This is a genomic window from Gimesia benthica (genome assembly GCF_009720525.1).
Classification (GTDB): Bacteria; Planctomycetota; Planctomycetia; order Planctomycetales; family Planctomycetaceae; genus Gimesia; species Gimesia benthica.
Map to the genome: position 1 here is coordinate 7416330 of NZ_CP043930.1, position 18113 is coordinate 7434442.

Genomic DNA, 18113 nt, shown 5'->3' on the forward strand with positions numbered 1-18113 from the left:
GAGTGATTACCGTCAGTACGGTTTGGATTATTTTTCAATCACCCAGATATTTCGGAACCGGACCGGATTCGAATGGTTCTGCAGGAACAGAGGTCCTGCGATAGATTCATCCTTGTTGGTTCCTCCGGGAGTCGGTTCATCAATCTCGCGATCATCATGCACGGTGACGCCGTTGTGTTTCACAGTGATGCGGGCTTTCGCTGTTTTGTTTCCTTCATCATCGTATTTTGCAGAAGTGAAATCGATATCGTAGGTCTGCCAGGCCAGAGGGGGGAAGCACATATTCACGCTGGGAGCACCGACTTTATAAATCCCGCCACACTCGTTGTCTTTCCCTTCCAGACCGAAGGAGTCCAGGATCTGAACTTCATAACGCCCGAGCACGTAACAGCCACTGTTGCTGCGTCCCTGGCCACGTGCCTGAGGCATGAAGGGGAGCTGGAATTCCAGATGCAGGTGACCATCTTTGAATTTCTTTTTACTCGTGACACCTTCCATCAGCAGACCATCTTCGGTTACGCGACCGTTTTCAAAGTTCTTCACAGTCTTTTCAGGCTGTTTCTCATCGAACAGGACGGTGGCTCCTTCAGGAGCCGACTTACCCAGGGTCGGGCTTTTGCGATGGACTTTGTTAAGGACGCCGACTTCGGTTCCCTCTGCGTCATAGATTGTAATTTTCCCGTCTTCCAGATCACCGCGGCCATCTTCCGATTTGAAACTGATGACATTGCCGTCCTTAACGCCTTCAGCGCTGACTTTCTTCTCCTGGTTCCAGCCATCGCCGGGGAGACCACCGGGATAACCGACGGCTTCAAATTTGCCATCACCCAGGGCAATCACCTGCACCCCATACTTGAGGGTTTCGTCACCACCGCCCAGGATCCCCGAGTATTCGCCCTGGATCTGAAAGTCGGGACCCGCTTTTTCCACGCTGTTGGCGGCCCACTTCGGGTCTTTCGAGTCAGCCAGTCCCAGTTGGACCAGAATTAAAAAAGCACAGCAGCCAGTGAGGGCGCGAATCATAAACTGCTTCATTGGAGTACTCCCGGAGTGTTCTTGAGTCGGTCGATTGATTGTATGGAATGGGACGGGTCTCCCCAGATCAATTGATCAGCGAAGAGGCTTCCATTGTGCGAAGGCAGCATCAGAGATGCAAGTTCAGGTCGCCCGAATCCATTTGCTCGATGCGTTTGTGCAGTAAAATTAACTAAAACTTGTGATGGTAGGGTGTTAAAAAATCTTGTATGATGTAACACTGAAGCGTAATAGAAGATAAAGGACAAGGTGCGGGCCTTTCGTACCGATATCCCTAATGCGGGAGTCGGGGAGGTGTCGTTCTACTCAAGAATTGATTTTGAGCATTGAGGAACTGCGGAAGAGATTTATGACATCTGACAGAAACAAAAAAATCGCTGCTGACTGCTGGAGACGTGGAAACGAGGCCCTGTCCAAAGAGAACTGGGATTACTCGATTGAGATGTTCACGACCGCTGTCAAACTGGAGCCCGCAGCACTGCTCTACCGTCAGACCAAACGGGGCGCAGAACGAAAGAAGTACGGCGATAACCAGAGCGGTTCCAAGATGGGCGTCTTGAAGCTCGCCAGTATCAAAACCAAAATCAAGAATGCCCGGCGGAAGAAGGACTGGGCTGGCGTGGATCAACTCGCCGAAGAAGGGCTCTCTCTGAATCCCTGGGACGCCGTCCTGAATGCGGAAATGGCCACTGCCTGTCAGAACCTCGGCTACGAGGATGCCGCGATTTTCGGCTTCAAGGTGGCAATCGAAAACGATAAAACCAACAAGGCGTATTTCCGCGAACTGGGAGACCTCCTCGAGGAAAAGGGAGAGTACAAGCAGGCCCGCGAGTGCTGGGAAATGGTGCTCAAACTGGATAACATGGACGGCGATGCCCGTTCCAAAGTGACCGCACTGATGGCGACCGAAACCCGCGTGCGTGGCGGATACGACGGTGCCGACAAGTCTTCGTCTGTCAAACGTCAGTCTGCCTACGACGAAGGGCGTGCTTCCCGCGAACAGCGCCACCAGGCCCAGCGGGGCAATACCGCTGATGGCCCCGGACAGTCTGTCGAAGCGGATCTGCAGCGCGCCATTCGCAAAGAGCCTGAAAACAAAGACCATTACCTCAAACTGGGTGATTATTACAAACGCGAAGGCAAGCTGGCAGAGTCCCGCGAAAACTACGTGAAGGCATACGAATTTTCCGGCAAAGATGCGAATATCGGCGAGCAGGTCGAAGACATCGACATCGAGTTGCTCAAAGAGAAGCTCACCGCCGCCCGGGACCTCTTCAACCAGGATCGGGAAAACCCTGAAGCGAAAAAAGAGGTCACCCTGCTCAGCAAAGCGCTGATCAAGAAAGAGATCGAAGTTCTCACCAAACGTGTGGAACGCTATCCCGCCGACATGCGGTACAAGTACGATCTCGCGCAACGCTTCATCCGTCTCAAAAAATGGTCCTCCGCAATCCCCTTGCTGCAGCAGTCCGTCAAAGACACTCGCATCAGTTCTGATGCCCTGGTCGCCCTCGGAAAGTGCTTCTTCGCAGACGGGAAAAAGGAACTCGCCAAGCGGCAGTTCGAAAAGGCCCTTCCCAAGCTGTCTCCCGATGAAAAGGAAGATACGTTCAAGGAAGCCCACTACCTGCTGGGACGCCTCTATGAGGATGCAGACCAGAAATCCCAGGCGGCCGATCACTACAGCGAAATTCTGGCCGTCGATTACGACTTCCGGGATACCCGTCAGCGCCTGGAAGAGATGGAAGGCGGAGCATAGGCCTGTTTTCCCCACTCTCAGCAGGGGAAAAGAGCCGGTTTCTCTCCAGAATTCCTGAAAAAACCTCATATTTGCGACTCGGGATGGTTGGAATAACCGTCGACAGATTGTTACACTTCTCAATCTGCCTGAGATATCTTGTGGCGACCGTCTTGAATTGCGGTTGCTGGTATGAACAGTAAATAGTTACTCAGAGAATACTTAAGTCGAAAAATGCCAAACACGAAAAGTGCCAAAAGAGCGTTGCGGAAAAGTGAAGTTCGTCGTGTCCGTAACCGTGCGACCCGTTCTGAATTACGATCTGCCATCAAAAATGCCCGTGCTGCGATCACCGGTGACGATGCACAGGCTGCCACCAAAGCATTACAGCTGGCCAGCAAACAGATCGATCAGGCTGCTGCCAAAGGCATCATCCACAAAAACGCTGCTGCCCGGACCAAATCACGTCTGGCAAAGAGCGCCAATCAGAAAACAGCTGAGTAGTCTCTCTCAACCAGCTGATCTGAAACCGAATACACCAGCCCCGCACAGGTCCTCTGCGCGGGGTTTTGTTTTTGGAACCGCCTCCTCACCTCACCAGTGCATCACAAAACCTCCGTCCACGTTGATGGTCTGACCCGTCACCTGCGCGGCGCGAGCCGAACTGAGAAACACAATCATATCCGCAATGTCCTGAGTCGTCTGCCACCGTTGCAGGGGAACCAGCTGACGGATTTTATCCCCCGCCCAGTCCTCATAGCTCCGTTTCTGATCCTCTGGTTGACGATCATTCCACGCCTGCCACACCGATTGATTCAACGGCGTCTGCACCATTCCCGGACAGACTGAATTCACGCGAATTCCCTCCGCAGCCAGATCTTTTGCCAGGCACTGGGCGAAGTTGATGTTCGCCGCTTTCGACGCGCTGTAAGGAGGATCGGTCTGTGATCCGATCTGCCCGGCAATCGAACTCACAAACACCATGCTCCCCGCGTCCGATTCCTGCATCACCGGCGTCACCGCATGCGCCACATTCACCATGCCCTGCATGTTGACTTCAAACACGCGCGGCCAGTCAGCCGGAGTCAGATTCGTAAACGGGAACCCGAATTTACCCGACCCGATCGCAGCCGCATGCACCAGGTGCGCGAATGACTTCACCTCCGCCACCGTCTGTCGGGTCACATCCTGTAACGCTTCAAAATCGGTGATATCGACTTGAAATCCATGCACCGTCTGCCCGGTTTCTGAAGCGAGCTGTTCCGCCACCGCCGTTACCTGGTCTGACTGATCCCAGAGGACGGGCAGGGCACCTTCCTCGGCAAAGGTCCGTGCGGTCGCCAGTCCAATTCCGCTGGCACCTCCGGTGATGATAACGGGAACATTCTGTAATTTGAGATCCATAAGCTGCTGATCCTGCAGAGAGGTGGTGTGAGTCCAGTAACTGTTCCGCCCATTCTGATCGATGCCTTTTCTCCCTGCAAGCGGACTGTTATCTTGAAGGAAACGAAACAGGACAACCGGAACCGCAGCTGCAAAGGAACCTCTATGAAACTGGGGATGATCAACTCCGCCTGGGCTCAGGCCGGTCGTGATACCGCCTGGGGATTGCACAAAACGAAAGAGATCGGCTTTGACAGCGTGGATATCTTCATTGATCCGCAGGATGTCGACATCCGCGAGCGGAGACTGGTCAAGGATACCTGTGACCAGCTCGACCTGCCCATCATGTCCGTCTGCTGTGTCGCAGTCGGCCTGATCGACTTCAATCCCAGCGTGCAGCGATTCCATCTCCAGCGGGTCAAGGATTACCTCGATCTCTGTTACGAGTACGAGGCCCGTAACCTCTTGCTGGTCCTCGGAGAATACATCTGGAACCGCGAAGTCATTCCCCCCGCAGAACAGTGGCAGACCGCGGTGGAGAATTGTCGCAGGCTCGCCGAATACGCGGCCAACCTGGGGCTGGAAATCGCCCTGGAACTCGAACCGTTTCCCCTCTCGCTGCTCAACGACGTCGATTCCATGGTCCGCTTCGTCGATGAAGTCGATCATTCCGCGCTCAAGGCCAATATCGATGTCTCGCACCTCCTGCTCGCTGGCGTCGAACCACCCGAACTGCAGAAGCTGCAGGGCAAGGCCATCCATGTCCACATTTCGGACTGCGATGGTAAAGTGCACGGCGATCTGCCTCCCGGACGTGGCGTTGTTCACTTCGAACCCTACCTGGCTGAGATTAAAAAATTGAACATCGACGGGGCCATTTCGCTCGAGCTCGAGTACTCCCCCGAACCTGATAAAATCGAGGAATGGGTCCGCGAAGCATACGAATCCACTGATTCCCTCATGAAACAGGCCGGTTTGCGTGGCTGAAATCGACTTAAACCGGCGGAAATTGCCGTGAAACGAGAGAGTTTTTTGATTTCCATGAATCCCCCTGTCTGTTGCTTGAAGTTTTGACTGCGTTTCCCTAATTTCGCTGCTGGAGACGCCCACTGGCTGGCGTTAATTTCGGAACTTTTTACAAATATTGAGAATTCAAACAATGGCCGATCTGATTGCCCCTCACGGAGGGTTGACTGAACCCGTTTGCTGTACAGTGCCCGCAGGGGAAATTGACAGCTTCAAAGCCGAAGCAGCCAGCCTGCCCCAGGTTCCTGTTTCTGCCGCCGACTTGTCTACCGTATACCGCCTCGGCGACGGGACTCTGAGCCCGCTGACCGGACCGATGAACGGGGACGTCTACAACCGCGTGCTGGACGAAGCCTGCATCGAAGTCAACGGTAAGAAATACGCCTGGACCATCCCGCTCGCACTGCCCGTCACCTCCGAACTGGCCGGCACCCTCTCCAGCGGACAGAAAGTCGCTCTGACCTGCCCGGAAGGCGAAATCGTCGCAATCCTGGAAATCGGCGACGTCTTCGAATGGGACAAACCCAAATACATCCAGAGCGTCTACCAGACCGAACGGACCGACCACCCCGGTGCTGCCATGGTCCTCGAAGGCGATGCCGACAAGACTCACCTGATCGGTGGTGAAATCCGCGTTCTGCCTCAGCCCAAGAACAGCGAGTTCGGCAAATACGTTCTGACTCCTCGCGAAGTCCGTGCTCTGATCGCTGAAAAAGGCTGGGATGCCGTGGTTGCCTTCCAGACCCGTAACCCGCTGCACCGGGCTCACGAATACGCCCTGGTCTACGGTCTCGAAAAACTCCTGAAAGACGGCAAGAACGCCGGCGCTGTCCTCAACCCGTTGATCGGGGAAACCAAGAGCGACGACGTGAGTGCAGAGATCCGCATGCAGACCTACGAAAAGCTGATCGAAAACCGCGAACTGGGCGATGGCGACAGCGATCCCGAACTCTGGGGTGCTCGTGACGACAATCCTCCCGATCGCGTTCTGCTGCTCGGTCTGGACATCAAAATGTTCTACGGCGGTCCCAAAGAAGCCGTCATGCACGCCATCTACCGTCAGAACATGGGCTACACGAACATCATCATCGGTCGTAAACATGCCGACGCTCCTTACGCAGACGGCACCGCGATCTGGGGTGACTTCGACGCCCAGGAAATCTTCAACAACCTGAATGGCGAACTGCTGATTCAGCCCGTCAACGTTGGCTTCGCTGCCTACTACGAATCGATGGGCCGCGTCGACCTGATGGAAAACCATTCGGAAGAAAAGCCGGTCTTCATCTCCGGAAAAGAAGTCCGTGCCACCCTCCAGAAGGGCGAAATGGTTGATCCCCGGATCATGCGGGAAAGTACTTCCCAGATTCTCGCTGAGGCCATGAAGGTCTCCTGAGTGATCCCGGTTTAACCGAGAACCAGCTACCGGCAGACAGGCCTCGACCTGTCTGCCTTTTTTCATGCGCACAACACGCTGCGCTCGTCCCACTCCTGGTTGTTCCCTCATAAACAGATCTCACTTTCCTGTACGCACCACTGCACAGATCCTAACTGGGACTGCTCAAATTGAACTTGATCCGCCCCCGCCGATCCGTATCCTGTTTCGAACGTGGCTCGCGCGCGAGGCAGGTCATCGTGCACTGGAACAGGACGCACCACTGACTCAGATTCACCTGAATCACAGGCGTATTTCACCGGCTTTTCAGTAGAACAGTTTGAGCTGGTTCGCAAAGTTCTCCCCCCGATGTTCAGGGCAGACCAGGACAGATTCCGGTCAGACAAGGACAAAATCCGGGACACACCAGGACAAAATCCAGCCACATCGGGACAAAATTCTGTCTTGACCCCCAGCTGCCCTTCAACAAAATCAATCTCAACACGAGCCATCTGTTCGGTCTCCCTGCATGCCACCTTGTCTGAAGAAACCAGTAAACCAGAGTAATACATCGAACCCAAATCCTCCTGAGCGGCAAGGCGCCAGGTAGCGTTTATTTAATAGTTTTCTACGTGATCATAAGGTCGACAGCGTTAGCTATGTAAGTATCCACCGTGGCCGAGGGTATGCTGTTACTCTTGTTTTCAGGACTTCAACAGCAGAAAAGAAAATTAGCCGCAGGGCGTTAGCCCCGGTTGAAACATCTTTGGTATATATCATCCGAATTAAGAAACGCTACCTGGCCAGCGGTAATCAACTAGACGATCAAAGCACATACCGGTAGCCAACACTATTCCGCTCAAACCAAATCAGTCATAGGACCTTCGCCCCAGTCGAAACATACAATCCACAACCAGCCTGCCAACCGGGTAAGCCCGAATAAAATTCGGGCCGAGCGCAGCGAGCAGAAAACCGTCAGAGCAACAGATCAATCCAGGAACAGGAAACCAACCCCAGAATAGTAGGGTGCGGACCCACGTGTCCGCCCGCCGGGCGACATACCATTCGTTTCCGCTTTCGATGCCACCAGAAAAAATCCCGGGTGACCCCGAATGCAATTCGGGGCGAGCACAGCGAGCAAGAGGTCGCAGCTTCCGCGTCCAATCCAGGGGAAACCAGTCCCATTCTAAAAATGCGCACCAGTTCGCCAATCTGAACATCGCCCATCACCCGCTCATTCAATAGCGAAAAAGATTCCCCTTCCGGATAAAAGGGTAGGCCCGAATATAATTCGGGCCGAGCGCAGCGAGCAGGAAACTGTCAGAGCAACAGATCAATCCAGAAACAGGAAACCAACCTCTGAAAACCAGGGTGCGGACCCACGTATCCGCCCGCCAGATCCTTCATTCCCGATTATGTCTTCCATCACGAGCACGTTTCCGCTAAGTTCACTCATTCAAGCAGGCCTGCGTGTCTGCCAGATGCCATTTGATCCCATCCTGCTCTCATTGGCACCTGACTGAAAATCCCGCTGACGTCGGTTGCCACAACCGTTAGGCCCAAATGCATTTCGGGCCGGGCGCAGCGAGCAGGAATCATCCCAGATCAAACTATGGTGTGCGGACTCCCATGTCCCCGCCTGGTGATACTGATTCTGAATCAGCCCCCAATGTTCTCTGTCAGGGCTGCTGCTGATCCCGTCAACCCGACGGTCGATGTTAAGCAAAAGTAACGCACGCCCGTAGCTGAATATCGCGAAGTGGAACGGATCCGAACCTCACAAAGAGAACCAAAGAATCCGGATCCCGCTTCCTTCAACTCGACAAAACAGAAATTCATCAATCTCAACATTTGAAATCCATGATCAGGAAAGGAAACGGTATGGAAGATTTAGTATCGTTCGTCGAAAGTAAGGGCGGACACATTAGGCAAAACGAACAGGGAGAACTCGACAGCATCTATCTGTATAACTGTAATGTCGCTGACCACGACCTGGATATTTTTACGCGATTAGGCGCCAATGAAATCGCGCTTTTAGATTTTAGTGGAACACAAGTGACTGACGAAGTTCTTGCTAAATTAGCGTCTCTGCAACATCTGGAATATCTTGAATTAGGGCACACTACAATAACCGGAACTGGATTCGCCAATGTAACGTTTACATCACTTAAGAAACTCTCGTTCCGTGGATGTGATCAGTTGAACGTGGATGGTTTCCAACAAATCGTCAAATGCCAAAATCTTGAAAAACTGGATTTGGTTGAAAGCAATATCGACGATCCGTTTCTGCAGGAAATTGCCAAACTCCCCAGGTTAAAAACACTGTGGGCCGATCACACCAGACTGACGAATGCGGGACTGCAATATTTAAATAACATGACTCAGTTAAGATCATTCACTCTTGATAAGACTGCAGTCACACGCGAGGGCATGCAGGAACTCTGGAAACATCTCCCCGATCTCAACAATGGATTCATCATGTGATGATTAATCGGATGCTTTAAAACGTGATCTAACAGTGAAATCAAAAAAGGAAGGAAATGATATGGAAGAATTAATATCGTTCGTCGAAAGTAAGGGCGGACGCATTTCGCAAAACGAACAGGGCGAATTTGCCTGGGTATTTCTGACGAACCAAAAGGTAGATGACCAGGATCTGGACATCTTTATGCAATCAGGTGCCAGCCAAATAGCGTATTTATCTCTCAACGGCACACAAGTGACTGATGAAGGGCTTGCGAAATTAGCGTCCCTCTATTGCCTGGAAAAGCTTGACTTGGGACGCACAAAAATAACCGGAACCGGATTCGCCAACGTCAAGTTCTCATCACTCAAGAAACTCTCATTAGATAAATGTGATATGCTGACAGTGGATGGTTTCAAAGAGATCGTCAAATGCCAAAATTTTGAAAAACTGAATTTGATTGAAAGCAACATCGACAATGAATTTCTGCAGGAAATTGCCAAACTCGATAAGTTACTCACATTATGGATCGATGATACGAAAGTGACGAATGCAGGCCTGTCCTGCTTAAACGGCATGACTCAGTTGAAGTCACTCAGTATCAGGGGCACTACAATCACACGCGAGGGCATGCTGCAACTCTGGAAACATCTCCCCGATCTCAACAAGGGATTGACGATGTGATGATTGATTGGATGCTTCCAAAACGTGATTAGCAATCCCTCCATATCCTCCTGAGCGGCAAGCCACTAGCCGCCGGTAATCAGTGAGATCATTAAAGTACATCACGGTGGCAAACGCTATTCCGCTCAAATCAAATCAGCCGCAAGGCCTTAGCCCCGGTTGAAACAATCAATCCAGAACCAGCCTGCCAACCCCGGAATAGTAGGGTGCGGAACCACGTGTCCGCCCGCCGGGCGACAGGGAGAAAAGACACGATTCGTGTCTGATGCCGTTTACCATTTGGTTACAGAGTACAGACCTGCCAAGATAAACAGAAGAAAGGTCACGATACGTGCTTTGAAAAGGGCGTCATGCACTGTGACCAGGCCTCTTAATTTCTCATTCGAATCACAACGGGCGAAATCAGAAATCATCGACCATGTTTTCAATTCACGCACATTAAGTAGTTCATCCGACTTACTGATGATCAAGTCTGCATTTCGCGCATGTCGACAGGCGATGGAAAGACAAACCTGGTCAATGACAGTAAAAAGAAAACAGAGTGCAAAGGCAGTCAATGTAAGAAGCATTGTCTGACTCCTGAGAAAAACTATCTTTACTGCTTCACTTTTGGGTTGCTGTCACCAAAAAAGCTCCAGGGTTTCTCCTCAGTTTTCTTTACCTTTCTGGTCTGGGGATCAATCCAGACCGTCGCTGCAAACTTTTTCGTCCGATCAGTCAAATCGAGTTTCAATAAGCCAGCATCCCATTGTATCTTTTTGAGAATCGGGGTGGCACCTTGAGAGCTGAATGCACCATTCGTAAACATCCACGGGTTTTGGATATGCGCACCCAGCTGGGTTGTATTTTCTTGTTTCAACACATTGCTTAATGGTATCGCTGACTGCAGCAATGTGAAACCCGAGATATCCTGTTCAAAACGAGATGTCAGGTCAGGGGATGCTTTATTGGGATCACGCTGCAGTAAACTCTCGCACCAGTCGATGCGATCTCCTATGAGGCGAAATCCCAAAATCCCCTCTTGCAACACCAGATAGGTATTTTGTTCGGGGCCCGCCCAGGTCAGGCCTGATTGGGGATCGGAGAAGATAACCACGGGAATGGTCCGCTTTCGGGAGCCATGCTTCAGTTTATAAACGGCACGTTTTCCTGTGATCATCTCAGGTGACTCAGTACCTGATCGCAGTAATGGGACTTGTGTAACTTGCCAGGCGACTGTCTGCTTCTTTTTGACATTCTCCGGAAACCCCAGAGACTCCTTCTTCGTTGAGCTCTCCTGTTGCGCGAACAGTCGGTCCACAGCTCCGGCGAATACAGCCGACAGAAGAATTGTCGCACCGAGAAAATGGGAAAAGCTAATAGTACTTACTCCTGTAAAAGCAGGGGGAAGTAGAAAAAGATGTCAGGTTTTAATAAAGGCACCCACCGCAAGCCTGTGTCCCAACCAACCCCCTCAGTCAGGCACCACCGCCCCTTTCCAGTTCTTTTTCAGCTGAGCTGACAGTTGTTGTACCACCTGCTTCTGGTCCGGTTGACCAGCAATGTTTTCGTTCTCGGCACCGTCCTGCCGATGATCGTATAGTTCACGATCGACCACTTTACCTGACTTGCGGTCCTGCCATTCGGTGTAGCGGTAGCGATCCGTTTTCATCGAATAACCCATCACGCGTCCCCGTGGATACTGGCTGAAAGCGGCCGGCTTCCAGGGACGCTGCGGGTTGCTTAACAACGGTTTGAAGCTGGTCCCTTCCAGGTGCGCGGGCAGGGGGAGCCCCGCTAAATCGCAGAGCGTCGGGTAGATGTCGACAAACTCCACCAGGGCCTCACTGGTTTTTCCCTGCGCCTGCATACCCGGTGCCCGAATGATGAGCGGCACGCGGGTGTCGTTTTCAAAGTTCGTATGCTTGCACCAGCCGTCGTGCTCGCCCAGCTTCCAGCCATGATCGCCCCACAGAATCACGATCGTGTTCTCATCCAGTTCCAGCCGCTGCAGTTCATCCAGCACTTTACCAATGTTCGCATCAGTGAAACTGACGCAGGCATAGTAACCGTGCCGCAACTGCAGTTGCTGCTCGTCGGTCAGATCCCCTTTGGCCGGCATGTCCGAATAGTTCCGCAGTTCTCCCCAGTTGGTCAATGCGATTTTCGGTGCGTTCTTAGGGGTGAACCGGTTCTCCGCCAGTTTGATCTGCTGGCGGTCGTAGAGATCCCAGTACTTCTGCGGCGCCACAAAGGGGAGGTGCGGCTTCAGAAAACCGACCGCCAGGAAGAAGGGCTGCTGACTCTGTTTCAACTCCCGGAGTGATTTAATCGCCTGTTCGGCAATCGCCCCGTCGCGGTACTGTTCGTCCGGCACATCTGCCATCTCCGTAGCGGGCCCCCGCGTCAGCTTAGAACGTTGCCGCCAGTTCATTTTTTTTACGTCGAGTCCTTTAGTCCGTTCCCGAATTCCCGCCAGCGTCTCAGGCAGCTGATATCCTCTCCCGTTGACCGTGGGGTAGGCATCCCATGACGCTTTATCGTTTAGACTCCCATGATAGATCTTGCCCATCCCGATCGATTTATAACCATGCTTCATGAACTGCTGTGTCAGCGTCACCACATCGGGTACCGTCTTGCGGAAGTGCGTATCCAGATCGTAGACCTTGGTGGAATCGGGACGCAGCCCGGTCATCAGGCTCGTTCGCGAAGGGGAACAGACCGCCTGCTGGCAATAAGCCCGATTGAACAGCAGACCGCTGGCTGCGAGCTGATCAATGTGCGGACTCTGAATATGCGACGCACCATAACAGCCCAGCTCAGGCCGCAGGTCATCCACGGCAATGAACAGCACATTCGGTTTCTCGGCGGCTGTCGAGAGGCGCTGGTCCATACCAAAACAGAGGGCAAACAGGCTGAGTAGAAAAACGGGCCGCAGCCGCATCGAGGTCATCATGGAAGCGCTCCTGGACAGGAAAAAATAATGGATATCTGACGGACATAATATCTCTCTGCCGCGGGGGAAATACAACATCGCGTTCTGAATTCAGTTGAGTTTTTCAAATGAAGCATCTCCCGGAAATTGGCATTCTCATCTGCTGGAAGACTCAGGGGGCCCGATTTTCATTTCAGGCTGGTTTTGAATAACGCAATAAGGTTTAATAAAGGGCAGGGCTGGATGGTAAATCTCCAGAACCTTAAACAGAGCAAGGCATCGACAGACAGGGAGTTTATGAGTACTTCAACGAAACTGACGCGTCGTGAAATGTTACAACGTTCGGCTCTGGCAGGGGCGGGCCTCTGGCTCGGGGCACATACGGCCCAGGCAGAAAGCACCTCACCCAACGAGAAGCTCAACATCGCCTGTATCGGCCTGGGGAATCAGGGGAACGCCAACCTGGGTCTGGTCTCCAGCCAGAACATTGTCGGCCTGTGCGACGTCGATTCCGCCCGCACCGACAAATACCAGGCGAAGTTCCCGAAAGCGAAATCCTTCGCCGATTTTCGCCTCATGCTCGATAAGCTGGAAAACGAGATCGACGCCGTCGTCGTGACGACTCCCAACCACACCCACGCCACGATCGCTGTCAACGCCATGCGACGTGGCAAACACGTCTACTGTGAAAAGCCGCTGGCCCACTCCATACATGAAGTTCGCGAAATGCAGCGCGTAGCCCGTGAGGAAAACGTTGTCACCCAGATGGGCACACAGAACCACGCCGGTGAAAATTACCGGCGGACTGTCGAACTCATTCAATCCGGAGCCATTGGCGATGTGGAACAGGTCCACGTCTGGTTTGGACGACCGGGAGGCTGGCGGCGTTTTAAGCATGTCGTTGATCGTCCTACCGAACCACAGCCGATTCCCAAAACCCTGAACTGGGATCTCTGGGTCGGCCCGGCACCGATGCAGAACTTTCATCCCTGTTATCATCCCCACGACTGGCACTACTGGTGGGACTTCGGCAACGGCACGCTGGGGAACATGGGCTGCCACTACATGGACCTGATTTTCTGGTCGCTGGATCTGCAGTATCCCAACGCGGTCGAAACCAAGGGCCCCGATCTGCACCCCGATTCCACTCCGTTCTGGCTCGACTGTCACTGGCAGTTCCCGGCCCGGGGCTCGAAGCCTCCCGTCGAAGTGATCTGGTACCACGGACGCAATACCCCGGAACCTGTTCTCGAACTGGGCGGCCCCGAATGGGCGGCGGGAATTCTGTTTGTCGGCACCGATGGTATGCTGGCCGCGGATTACGGTAAGCGCGTATTGCTGCCCGAAGAAAAATTCGCCGGCTTCAAAGCACCGCCGAAAACGATTCCGCCGGCAATCGGCAATCACCGCCAGGAATGGTACGAAGCCTGTAAAGGCAACGGCAAAACCAACTGCCACTTCGATTACGCAGCCCCATTGACGGAAACGATCCTGCTGGGCAACCTCGCGTTCCGCGTCGGCGAGAAAGTGGAATGGGATGCAGACAAAGGTGCTGCCACGAACACCGACCAGGCCGCGCAATACGTACAACGCGAATACCGCAAAGGATGGACACTCTAAGATGCCGCTTTACAGATTGAAGTCACACATGAAATCACAACTACGTTCCGCCACACTCCTGATGCTGGCATTGTTAGCAGGGACCGAAGCATCTCTGTATGCAGGTCCCGCCGTCACTCTGGAAGTCAGCGCCGGCAAACACGATCGGCAGCAGACCGTCATCAGTCTCCCCGTACCTGAACCACTTCAGAATCAGAAACAGCTGACGCTGGTCCGCCTCGATGACGGCAAGGAAGTTCCGGTGCAGATTGATGCCTCGGGTTCCGAACGGAAACTGTTCTGGATTCTCAGCAAACCGCTGCCAGCAGGCACGTCGCGTCAATATCGCCTCCATGCGGCGCAATTCACCAAGCCGGCCGAGCAGGTGACTGTCGTCGACGATGGCAGCCATCTAAGTGTCAAAGTCGCTGACAAGCCGGTGCTGACCTACAATCACGCCATCGTCAAGGCACCGAAACGGGATGAGTCTTACTACGACAAGAGCGGGTACATTCATCCGCTGTATACACCTTCCGGAAAAGTGATTACCGATGACTTCAACCCTGACCATGCCCACCAGCATGGCATCATGTTTTCCTGGCGAAAGATCCTCTTCGAAGGGCGGGAGAACAACGGTTGGGATCAGAAATCCAAACTGGGCAAAGTCGCTCACAGCCAGGTCAATTCATTTACCGGCGGTCCCGTGTTCGGCGAAATTGATACTTCCATCGAACACATCGACCTCACGAAAAAGACGGGCCCCGTGACGATGCTCAACGAAAACTGGAAGGTCCGCGTCTATGCGCTGGAGAAACAGTTCCTGTTTGATATCGTTTCTGTGCAGAAGTGTGCGACCGAAAAGCCGGTCACCATTGATAAGATCCATTACGGAGGTATGACTATTCGTGGACACGCCGACTGGCATACGAACCATGGCTATGATTATCTGACCAGTGAAGGCAAGAACAAGACCAACGGCAATCAATCACGACCACACTGGGTCGAGATGTATGGTCCCCTGGGCGACGAAACCGCCGGGGTGGCGATCTTCAGTGCACCAACCAATTTCCGATCGCCGCAACCGGTGCGACTGCATCCCACGATGCCTTATTTCTGTTTCGCAGTCGCTTCGCTCGACCCCTTTGATATCCAGCCGGGCCAACCCTATGTCTCACGCTATCGGTTCTACGTGCATGACGGAAAGCCCAGCCAGGAAGTGGATCAACGGTTATGGACTGACCTGGCCGAACCGCCTGAGGTCAAAGTGATCAGCGGTCCTTAAATTCGGTGACACGATCACGCGCATAAAAAACTGGCCCGAACAGGGATTCGGGCCAGTGAAGTGACTGAAGTCAGATTGTGTTTACTTGATCGACTTGATCATGTTCTCAATGTCTTCTGCGTTGTACTTGTCAGACGCGATCTGCAGGAACAGGAATGTGGCTCCGGTTTTGCCCGGGAAGACACCCATTACCTGGTGAAACCTCTTGTCGTTCTTATCCGTGCCTTCGGCGAACGTGAACTCGACTTTTTCGCCGTTGATTTCAAATTCTTTCTGTTCCGTTTTATCGATCTTCAGTTCCCGCTGGTTCTGATTCTGCTGTTTCAGGTTCTGGCGGAACTCTTTGTTCATGTCGACCATGCCATCGTTCGGAATACCGAAACTCATCAGCACCAGTCCGCCATCTTTCTCTTTTTCCTCGTAGATCGCCATCAGGATCTTTTTGCCGATCACATCCGCAGACATGCCCATCTGGGGAACGAAGTATTCGGGAATGTTGATCGTGGCGATCTCATTCTGGATTTCGGTGATTTCCTGTTTGTTCTCGGTGACCTTGGCCTTCACGTTCCGTACGGCATAGAAGATACCGCCGCAGCAGAGCAGCAGGCCGATACCCCCGAGCGCCAGCAGGATAAGCAGAATCTTGACCCCGGAGCTCATCCCCGGTTTAGGGGGAGCCGAATATTCTTCCGGTTTGAATTGATCATCGTCTGCGTAAAAATTGTCGTCGGACATCGTCGCTTATCCTTTATTCCGGCTGGCGGAGCGAAAACTGTGTCGAAAACAGGCGATATCGAGGGAATTACACAAGGGGAGACCGCCTGATGACCGTCAGTCTATAACGAATCGGGCAGGGAAACGAGCGAAATTCAAATCCGGATCACAAAAATCGGGAGAATTATTCCCAGTCCTCGGCTTCCTGTGCTGCCAGACGTCGCTCTTCGTCACGCCACTGTTTCTGCAGCTTGCGACGTTCGCGCTTGCTCAACCCTTTCAGCTGTTCCGGATCATGATTCAGGTCGACGCGTGTTTTCTTTTTGACCGTCTTAGACTGCTTGCTCGAAGCAGGCTGCTGTTGTGACGGTTGCTCGACTTGAGATTCCGGTTCGGGCGTCTCATCGGCCTCTTCCGATTCTGGTTCCGACTTGGGTTGTTTCACGGCCTTTTTCTGTGCCGCTTTTTCGGCTGCTGCCTGTTTCGCAGCTTCTTTTTCAGCCGCTTTCTGTGCGGCCTTTTCTTCCGCAGCTGCTTTGGCTGCCTGTTTCTTCTCAGCCGCAGCGGCCGCCTGTTCCTCTTTCAGTTTCGATTTTTCTGCGCGTTCCTGTTCCAGACGCACTTTCTCGGCCTGTTTCTGTTCTGCCCGTTCTTTCTGTTGTTGTTCTTTTTCCTGCAGGCGTGCTTTCCGCTGCAGAGCTCGGGCAACCCGCTTCGCTTTGCCTCGAATACGACGTCGATACAGATATCCCTTGGCCGCATGCTTGAAGCGGGAAGGGGCCCTCTCGGGCAGATCCACCGAATGATACAGCAGATGATGTGTATGCAGCAGCAGGCTGGTAAACAGACACCAGTGAGCGAAGTAAAACAGCCCCGCGTCGATCATGTGATGCCAGGCCTCGCCCGGAATCAGGTTATCGGTAAACTGGAAGGTCAGGCTCAAAACATAGGTGGCGCCGGCTCCGATCAGCAGGTTCAGCCCCGCCCGGTCGCCACGCATTTCCAGGTAGGCCATTAACGCCACCGTACACCCGAAAGCCAGGGCCGGTACCAGCCAGGCCAGCAGCCCCGTATGCGGTCCCCAGTCAAACAACCGCAGCTCAATCACAGTCTGGGCCCAGACGGTATGCAACTGTGTCGTCAGGCACAGTGCGAGCAGAAACAGACCGCAGGCGATCCACTTCCAGAGCCGGTACCGTCCGGAGAAATCGTGCAGACTTTGTGTCCGCAGGGCTGCGATCAGCAATGCCAGCTGTCCCGTCATGAACAAGAGGCCGCCTCCCAGTACGGGGAGCAGGGGACTCTGTTTCAGTGACAATAAGCCGGAGAGCGTTTTTCCTTCCGGCGGAAGCTCTGCCCGATAAAAGTCGGCCGCGATCAGCCCGGAAAAACAGAGCAGTACCGGCAGGTAATAGAGCGCCAGCTTCCAGCGACGCGGAAAGATCAGTGTCCGTAACGGATACTGACCCGCAGCGAAACGATGCGTGCGCGCAAGTCGAGGGGAATCTGAATCGTCATTCGCGTTATCGAGCGATTCAGAACATTCCGACGCCAGTCTGCGGCGTCGGCGTTCATCCATGGAACGAGAGCCGGCAAATCCAGTAGACATTGATGCTCTTTGTGATCCTTCAACGAGATCTTTGTCGTCTATAAGTACAGTTTTATTTAGAACGATGAGTCATTGAGAGTGACAACGGTCGGCAGAGGCAGTAATCAATCCTTTGATCGCCTGATCCCCGGCATGACCGCATCGATGGTGACTCCATTTTCATCGGTATTCACGAAATTCCAGCACGAGTTCAGATTTATAAAACACCGGCTGTTGCAGGTGATACTGAAAGCAAATGCCGTGAGTTCGCTTTTATCGCCAGTCATTTCCTGATGCGAAAATACTTCCCGAAA

General features: G+C 53.1%; 15 protein-coding genes. 8 read left to right on the plus strand and 7 right to left on the minus strand.

The genetic code is table 11. The features are described 5' to 3' along the window. Window positions 1-27 precede the first annotated feature (27 nt). Window positions 28-1035, minus strand: a complete 1008-nt coding sequence (locus F1728_RS29025; protein WP_155366925.1) for a 3-keto-disaccharide hydrolase — start codon at window positions 1033-1035, stop codon at window positions 28-30. 349 nt (window positions 1036-1384) lie between these two features. Between F1728_RS29025 and F1728_RS29030 the strand changes: the two genes are divergently transcribed. Next, window positions 1385-2794, plus strand: a complete 1410-nt coding sequence (locus F1728_RS29030) for a tetratricopeptide repeat protein (RefSeq protein WP_194242583.1) — start codon at window positions 1385-1387, stop codon at window positions 2792-2794. Window positions 2795-3007: 213 nt separating this feature from the next. Next, the gene (rpsT, locus tag F1728_RS29035; RefSeq protein WP_149345247.1) at window positions 3008-3277 is read left to right on the plus strand and encodes a 30S ribosomal protein S20; all 270 of its coding nucleotides are present in this window, start codon (window positions 3008-3010) and stop codon (window positions 3275-3277) included. Between the two features lie 90 nt (window positions 3278-3367). Here the strand turns inward: rpsT and F1728_RS29040 are convergent, their stop codons facing one another. Beyond that, on the minus strand, window positions 3368-4177 hold the full coding sequence (locus F1728_RS29040) for an SDR family NAD(P)-dependent oxidoreductase (protein ID WP_155366927.1): 810 nt from the start codon (window positions 4175-4177) through the stop codon (window positions 3368-3370). A gap of 144 nt (window positions 4178-4321) precedes the next feature. Here F1728_RS29040 and F1728_RS29045 point away from each other — a divergent pair, with 144 nt between their 5' ends. From F1728_RS29045 to F1728_RS29060, 4 genes are all read left to right on the plus strand, one after another. After that, on the plus strand, window positions 4322-5143 hold the full coding sequence (locus F1728_RS29045) for a sugar phosphate isomerase/epimerase family protein (RefSeq protein WP_155367519.1): 822 nt from the start codon (window positions 4322-4324) through the stop codon (window positions 5141-5143). A gap of 172 nt (window positions 5144-5315) precedes the next feature. After that, complete coding sequence (locus F1728_RS29050) at window positions 5316-6575, plus strand: sulfate adenylyltransferase (protein WP_149345250.1); 1260 nt, start codon at window positions 5316-5318, stop codon at window positions 6573-6575. Between the two features lie 1860 nt (window positions 6576-8435). After that, on the plus strand, window positions 8436-9038 hold the full coding sequence (locus F1728_RS29055; RefSeq protein ID WP_194242584.1) for a leucine-rich repeat domain-containing protein: 603 nt from the start codon (window positions 8436-8438) through the stop codon (window positions 9036-9038). Between the two features lie 61 nt (window positions 9039-9099). After that, window positions 9100-9702: a leucine-rich repeat domain-containing protein gene (locus F1728_RS29060; RefSeq protein WP_155366929.1), complete on the plus strand. Its 603-nt coding sequence runs from the start codon at window positions 9100-9102 to the stop codon at window positions 9700-9702. A gap of 272 nt (window positions 9703-9974) precedes the next feature. Here F1728_RS29060 and F1728_RS29065 read toward each other — a convergent pair whose 3' ends face one another. The 3 genes from F1728_RS29065 to F1728_RS29075 form a co-directional block, all read right to left on the minus strand. Then, on the minus strand, window positions 9975-10271 hold the full coding sequence (locus F1728_RS29065; RefSeq protein WP_155366930.1) for a hypothetical protein: 297 nt from the start codon (window positions 10269-10271) through the stop codon (window positions 9975-9977). Between the two features lie 26 nt (window positions 10272-10297). Next, window positions 10298-10861 carry a hypothetical protein gene (locus F1728_RS29070; RefSeq protein ID WP_155366931.1) on the minus strand — a complete coding sequence of 188 codons (564 nt, stop codon included), beginning with the start codon at window positions 10859-10861 and terminating at the stop codon, window positions 10298-10300. A 294-nt stretch (window positions 10862-11155) separates the two neighbouring features. Further along, window positions 11156-12637 (minus strand): sulfatase, encoded by a 1482-nt coding sequence (locus F1728_RS29075; RefSeq protein WP_228030396.1) that lies wholly within the window; start codon window positions 12635-12637, stop codon window positions 11156-11158. Between the two features lie 276 nt (window positions 12638-12913). On the opposite strand from F1728_RS29075, the gene F1728_RS29080 reads away from it, so the two are divergent. Together F1728_RS29080 and F1728_RS29085 are read left to right on the plus strand one after the other, a co-directional pair. Beyond that, window positions 12914-14236: a Gfo/Idh/MocA family protein gene (locus F1728_RS29080; RefSeq protein ID WP_155366932.1), complete on the plus strand. Its 1323-nt coding sequence runs from the start codon at window positions 12914-12916 to the stop codon at window positions 14234-14236. 28 nt (window positions 14237-14264) lie between these two features. Continuing rightward, window positions 14265-15497 (plus strand): DUF6807 domain-containing protein, encoded by a 1233-nt coding sequence (locus tag F1728_RS29085; RefSeq protein WP_194242585.1) that lies wholly within the window; start codon window positions 14265-14267, stop codon window positions 15495-15497. An 81-nt stretch (window positions 15498-15578) separates the two neighbouring features. On the opposite strand, the gene F1728_RS29090 is transcribed toward F1728_RS29085, so the two are convergent. Beyond that, window positions 15579-16232 (minus strand): hypothetical protein, encoded by a 654-nt coding sequence (locus tag F1728_RS29090; protein WP_155366934.1) that lies wholly within the window; start codon window positions 16230-16232, stop codon window positions 15579-15581. 163 nt (window positions 16233-16395) lie between these two features. Continuing rightward, on the minus strand, window positions 16396-17820 hold the full coding sequence (locus tag F1728_RS29095) for a hypothetical protein (RefSeq protein ID WP_155366935.1): 1425 nt from the start codon (window positions 17818-17820) through the stop codon (window positions 16396-16398). Between the last annotated feature and the right edge of the window lie 293 nt (window positions 17821-18113).

Coding starts and splice junctions, on each gene's coding strand:
- F1728_RS29025 (WP_155366925.1), bottom strand. CDS start 1,035: ATGAAGCAGTTTATGATTCGCGCCCTCACTGGCTGCTGTGCTTTTTTA.
- F1728_RS29030 (WP_194242583.1), top strand. CDS start 1,385: ATGACATCTGACAGAAACAAAAAAATCGCTGCTGACTGCTGGAGACGT.
- rpsT (WP_149345247.1), top strand. CDS start 3,008: ATGCCAAACACGAAAAGTGCCAAAAGAGCGTTGCGGAAAAGTGAAGTT.
- F1728_RS29040 (WP_155366927.1), bottom strand. CDS start 4,177: ATGGATCTCAAATTACAGAATGTTCCCGTTATCATCACCGGAGGTGCC.
- F1728_RS29045 (WP_155367519.1), top strand. CDS start 4,322: ATGAAACTGGGGATGATCAACTCCGCCTGGGCTCAGGCCGGTCGTGAT.
- F1728_RS29050 (WP_149345250.1), top strand. CDS start 5,316: ATGGCCGATCTGATTGCCCCTCACGGAGGGTTGACTGAACCCGTTTGC.
- F1728_RS29055 (WP_194242584.1), top strand. CDS start 8,436: ATGGAAGATTTAGTATCGTTCGTCGAAAGTAAGGGCGGACACATTAGG.
- F1728_RS29060 (WP_155366929.1), top strand. CDS start 9,100: ATGGAAGAATTAATATCGTTCGTCGAAAGTAAGGGCGGACGCATTTCG.
- F1728_RS29065 (WP_155366930.1), bottom strand. CDS start 10,271: ATGCTTCTTACATTGACTGCCTTTGCACTCTGTTTTCTTTTTACTGTC.
- F1728_RS29070 (WP_155366931.1), bottom strand. CDS start 10,861: ATGATCACAGGAAAACGTGCCGTTTATAAACTGAAGCATGGCTCCCGA.
- F1728_RS29075 (WP_228030396.1), bottom strand. CDS start 12,637: ATGATGACCTCGATGCGGCTGCGGCCCGTTTTTCTACTCAGCCTGTTT.
- F1728_RS29080 (WP_155366932.1), top strand. CDS start 12,914: ATGAGTACTTCAACGAAACTGACGCGTCGTGAAATGTTACAACGTTCG.
- F1728_RS29085 (WP_194242585.1), top strand. CDS start 14,265: ATGAAATCACAACTACGTTCCGCCACACTCCTGATGCTGGCATTGTTA.
- F1728_RS29090 (WP_155366934.1), bottom strand. CDS start 16,232: ATGTCCGACGACAATTTTTACGCAGACGATGATCAATTCAAACCGGAA.
- F1728_RS29095 (WP_155366935.1), bottom strand. CDS start 17,820: ATGTCTACTGGATTTGCCGGCTCTCGTTCCATGGATGAACGCCGACGC.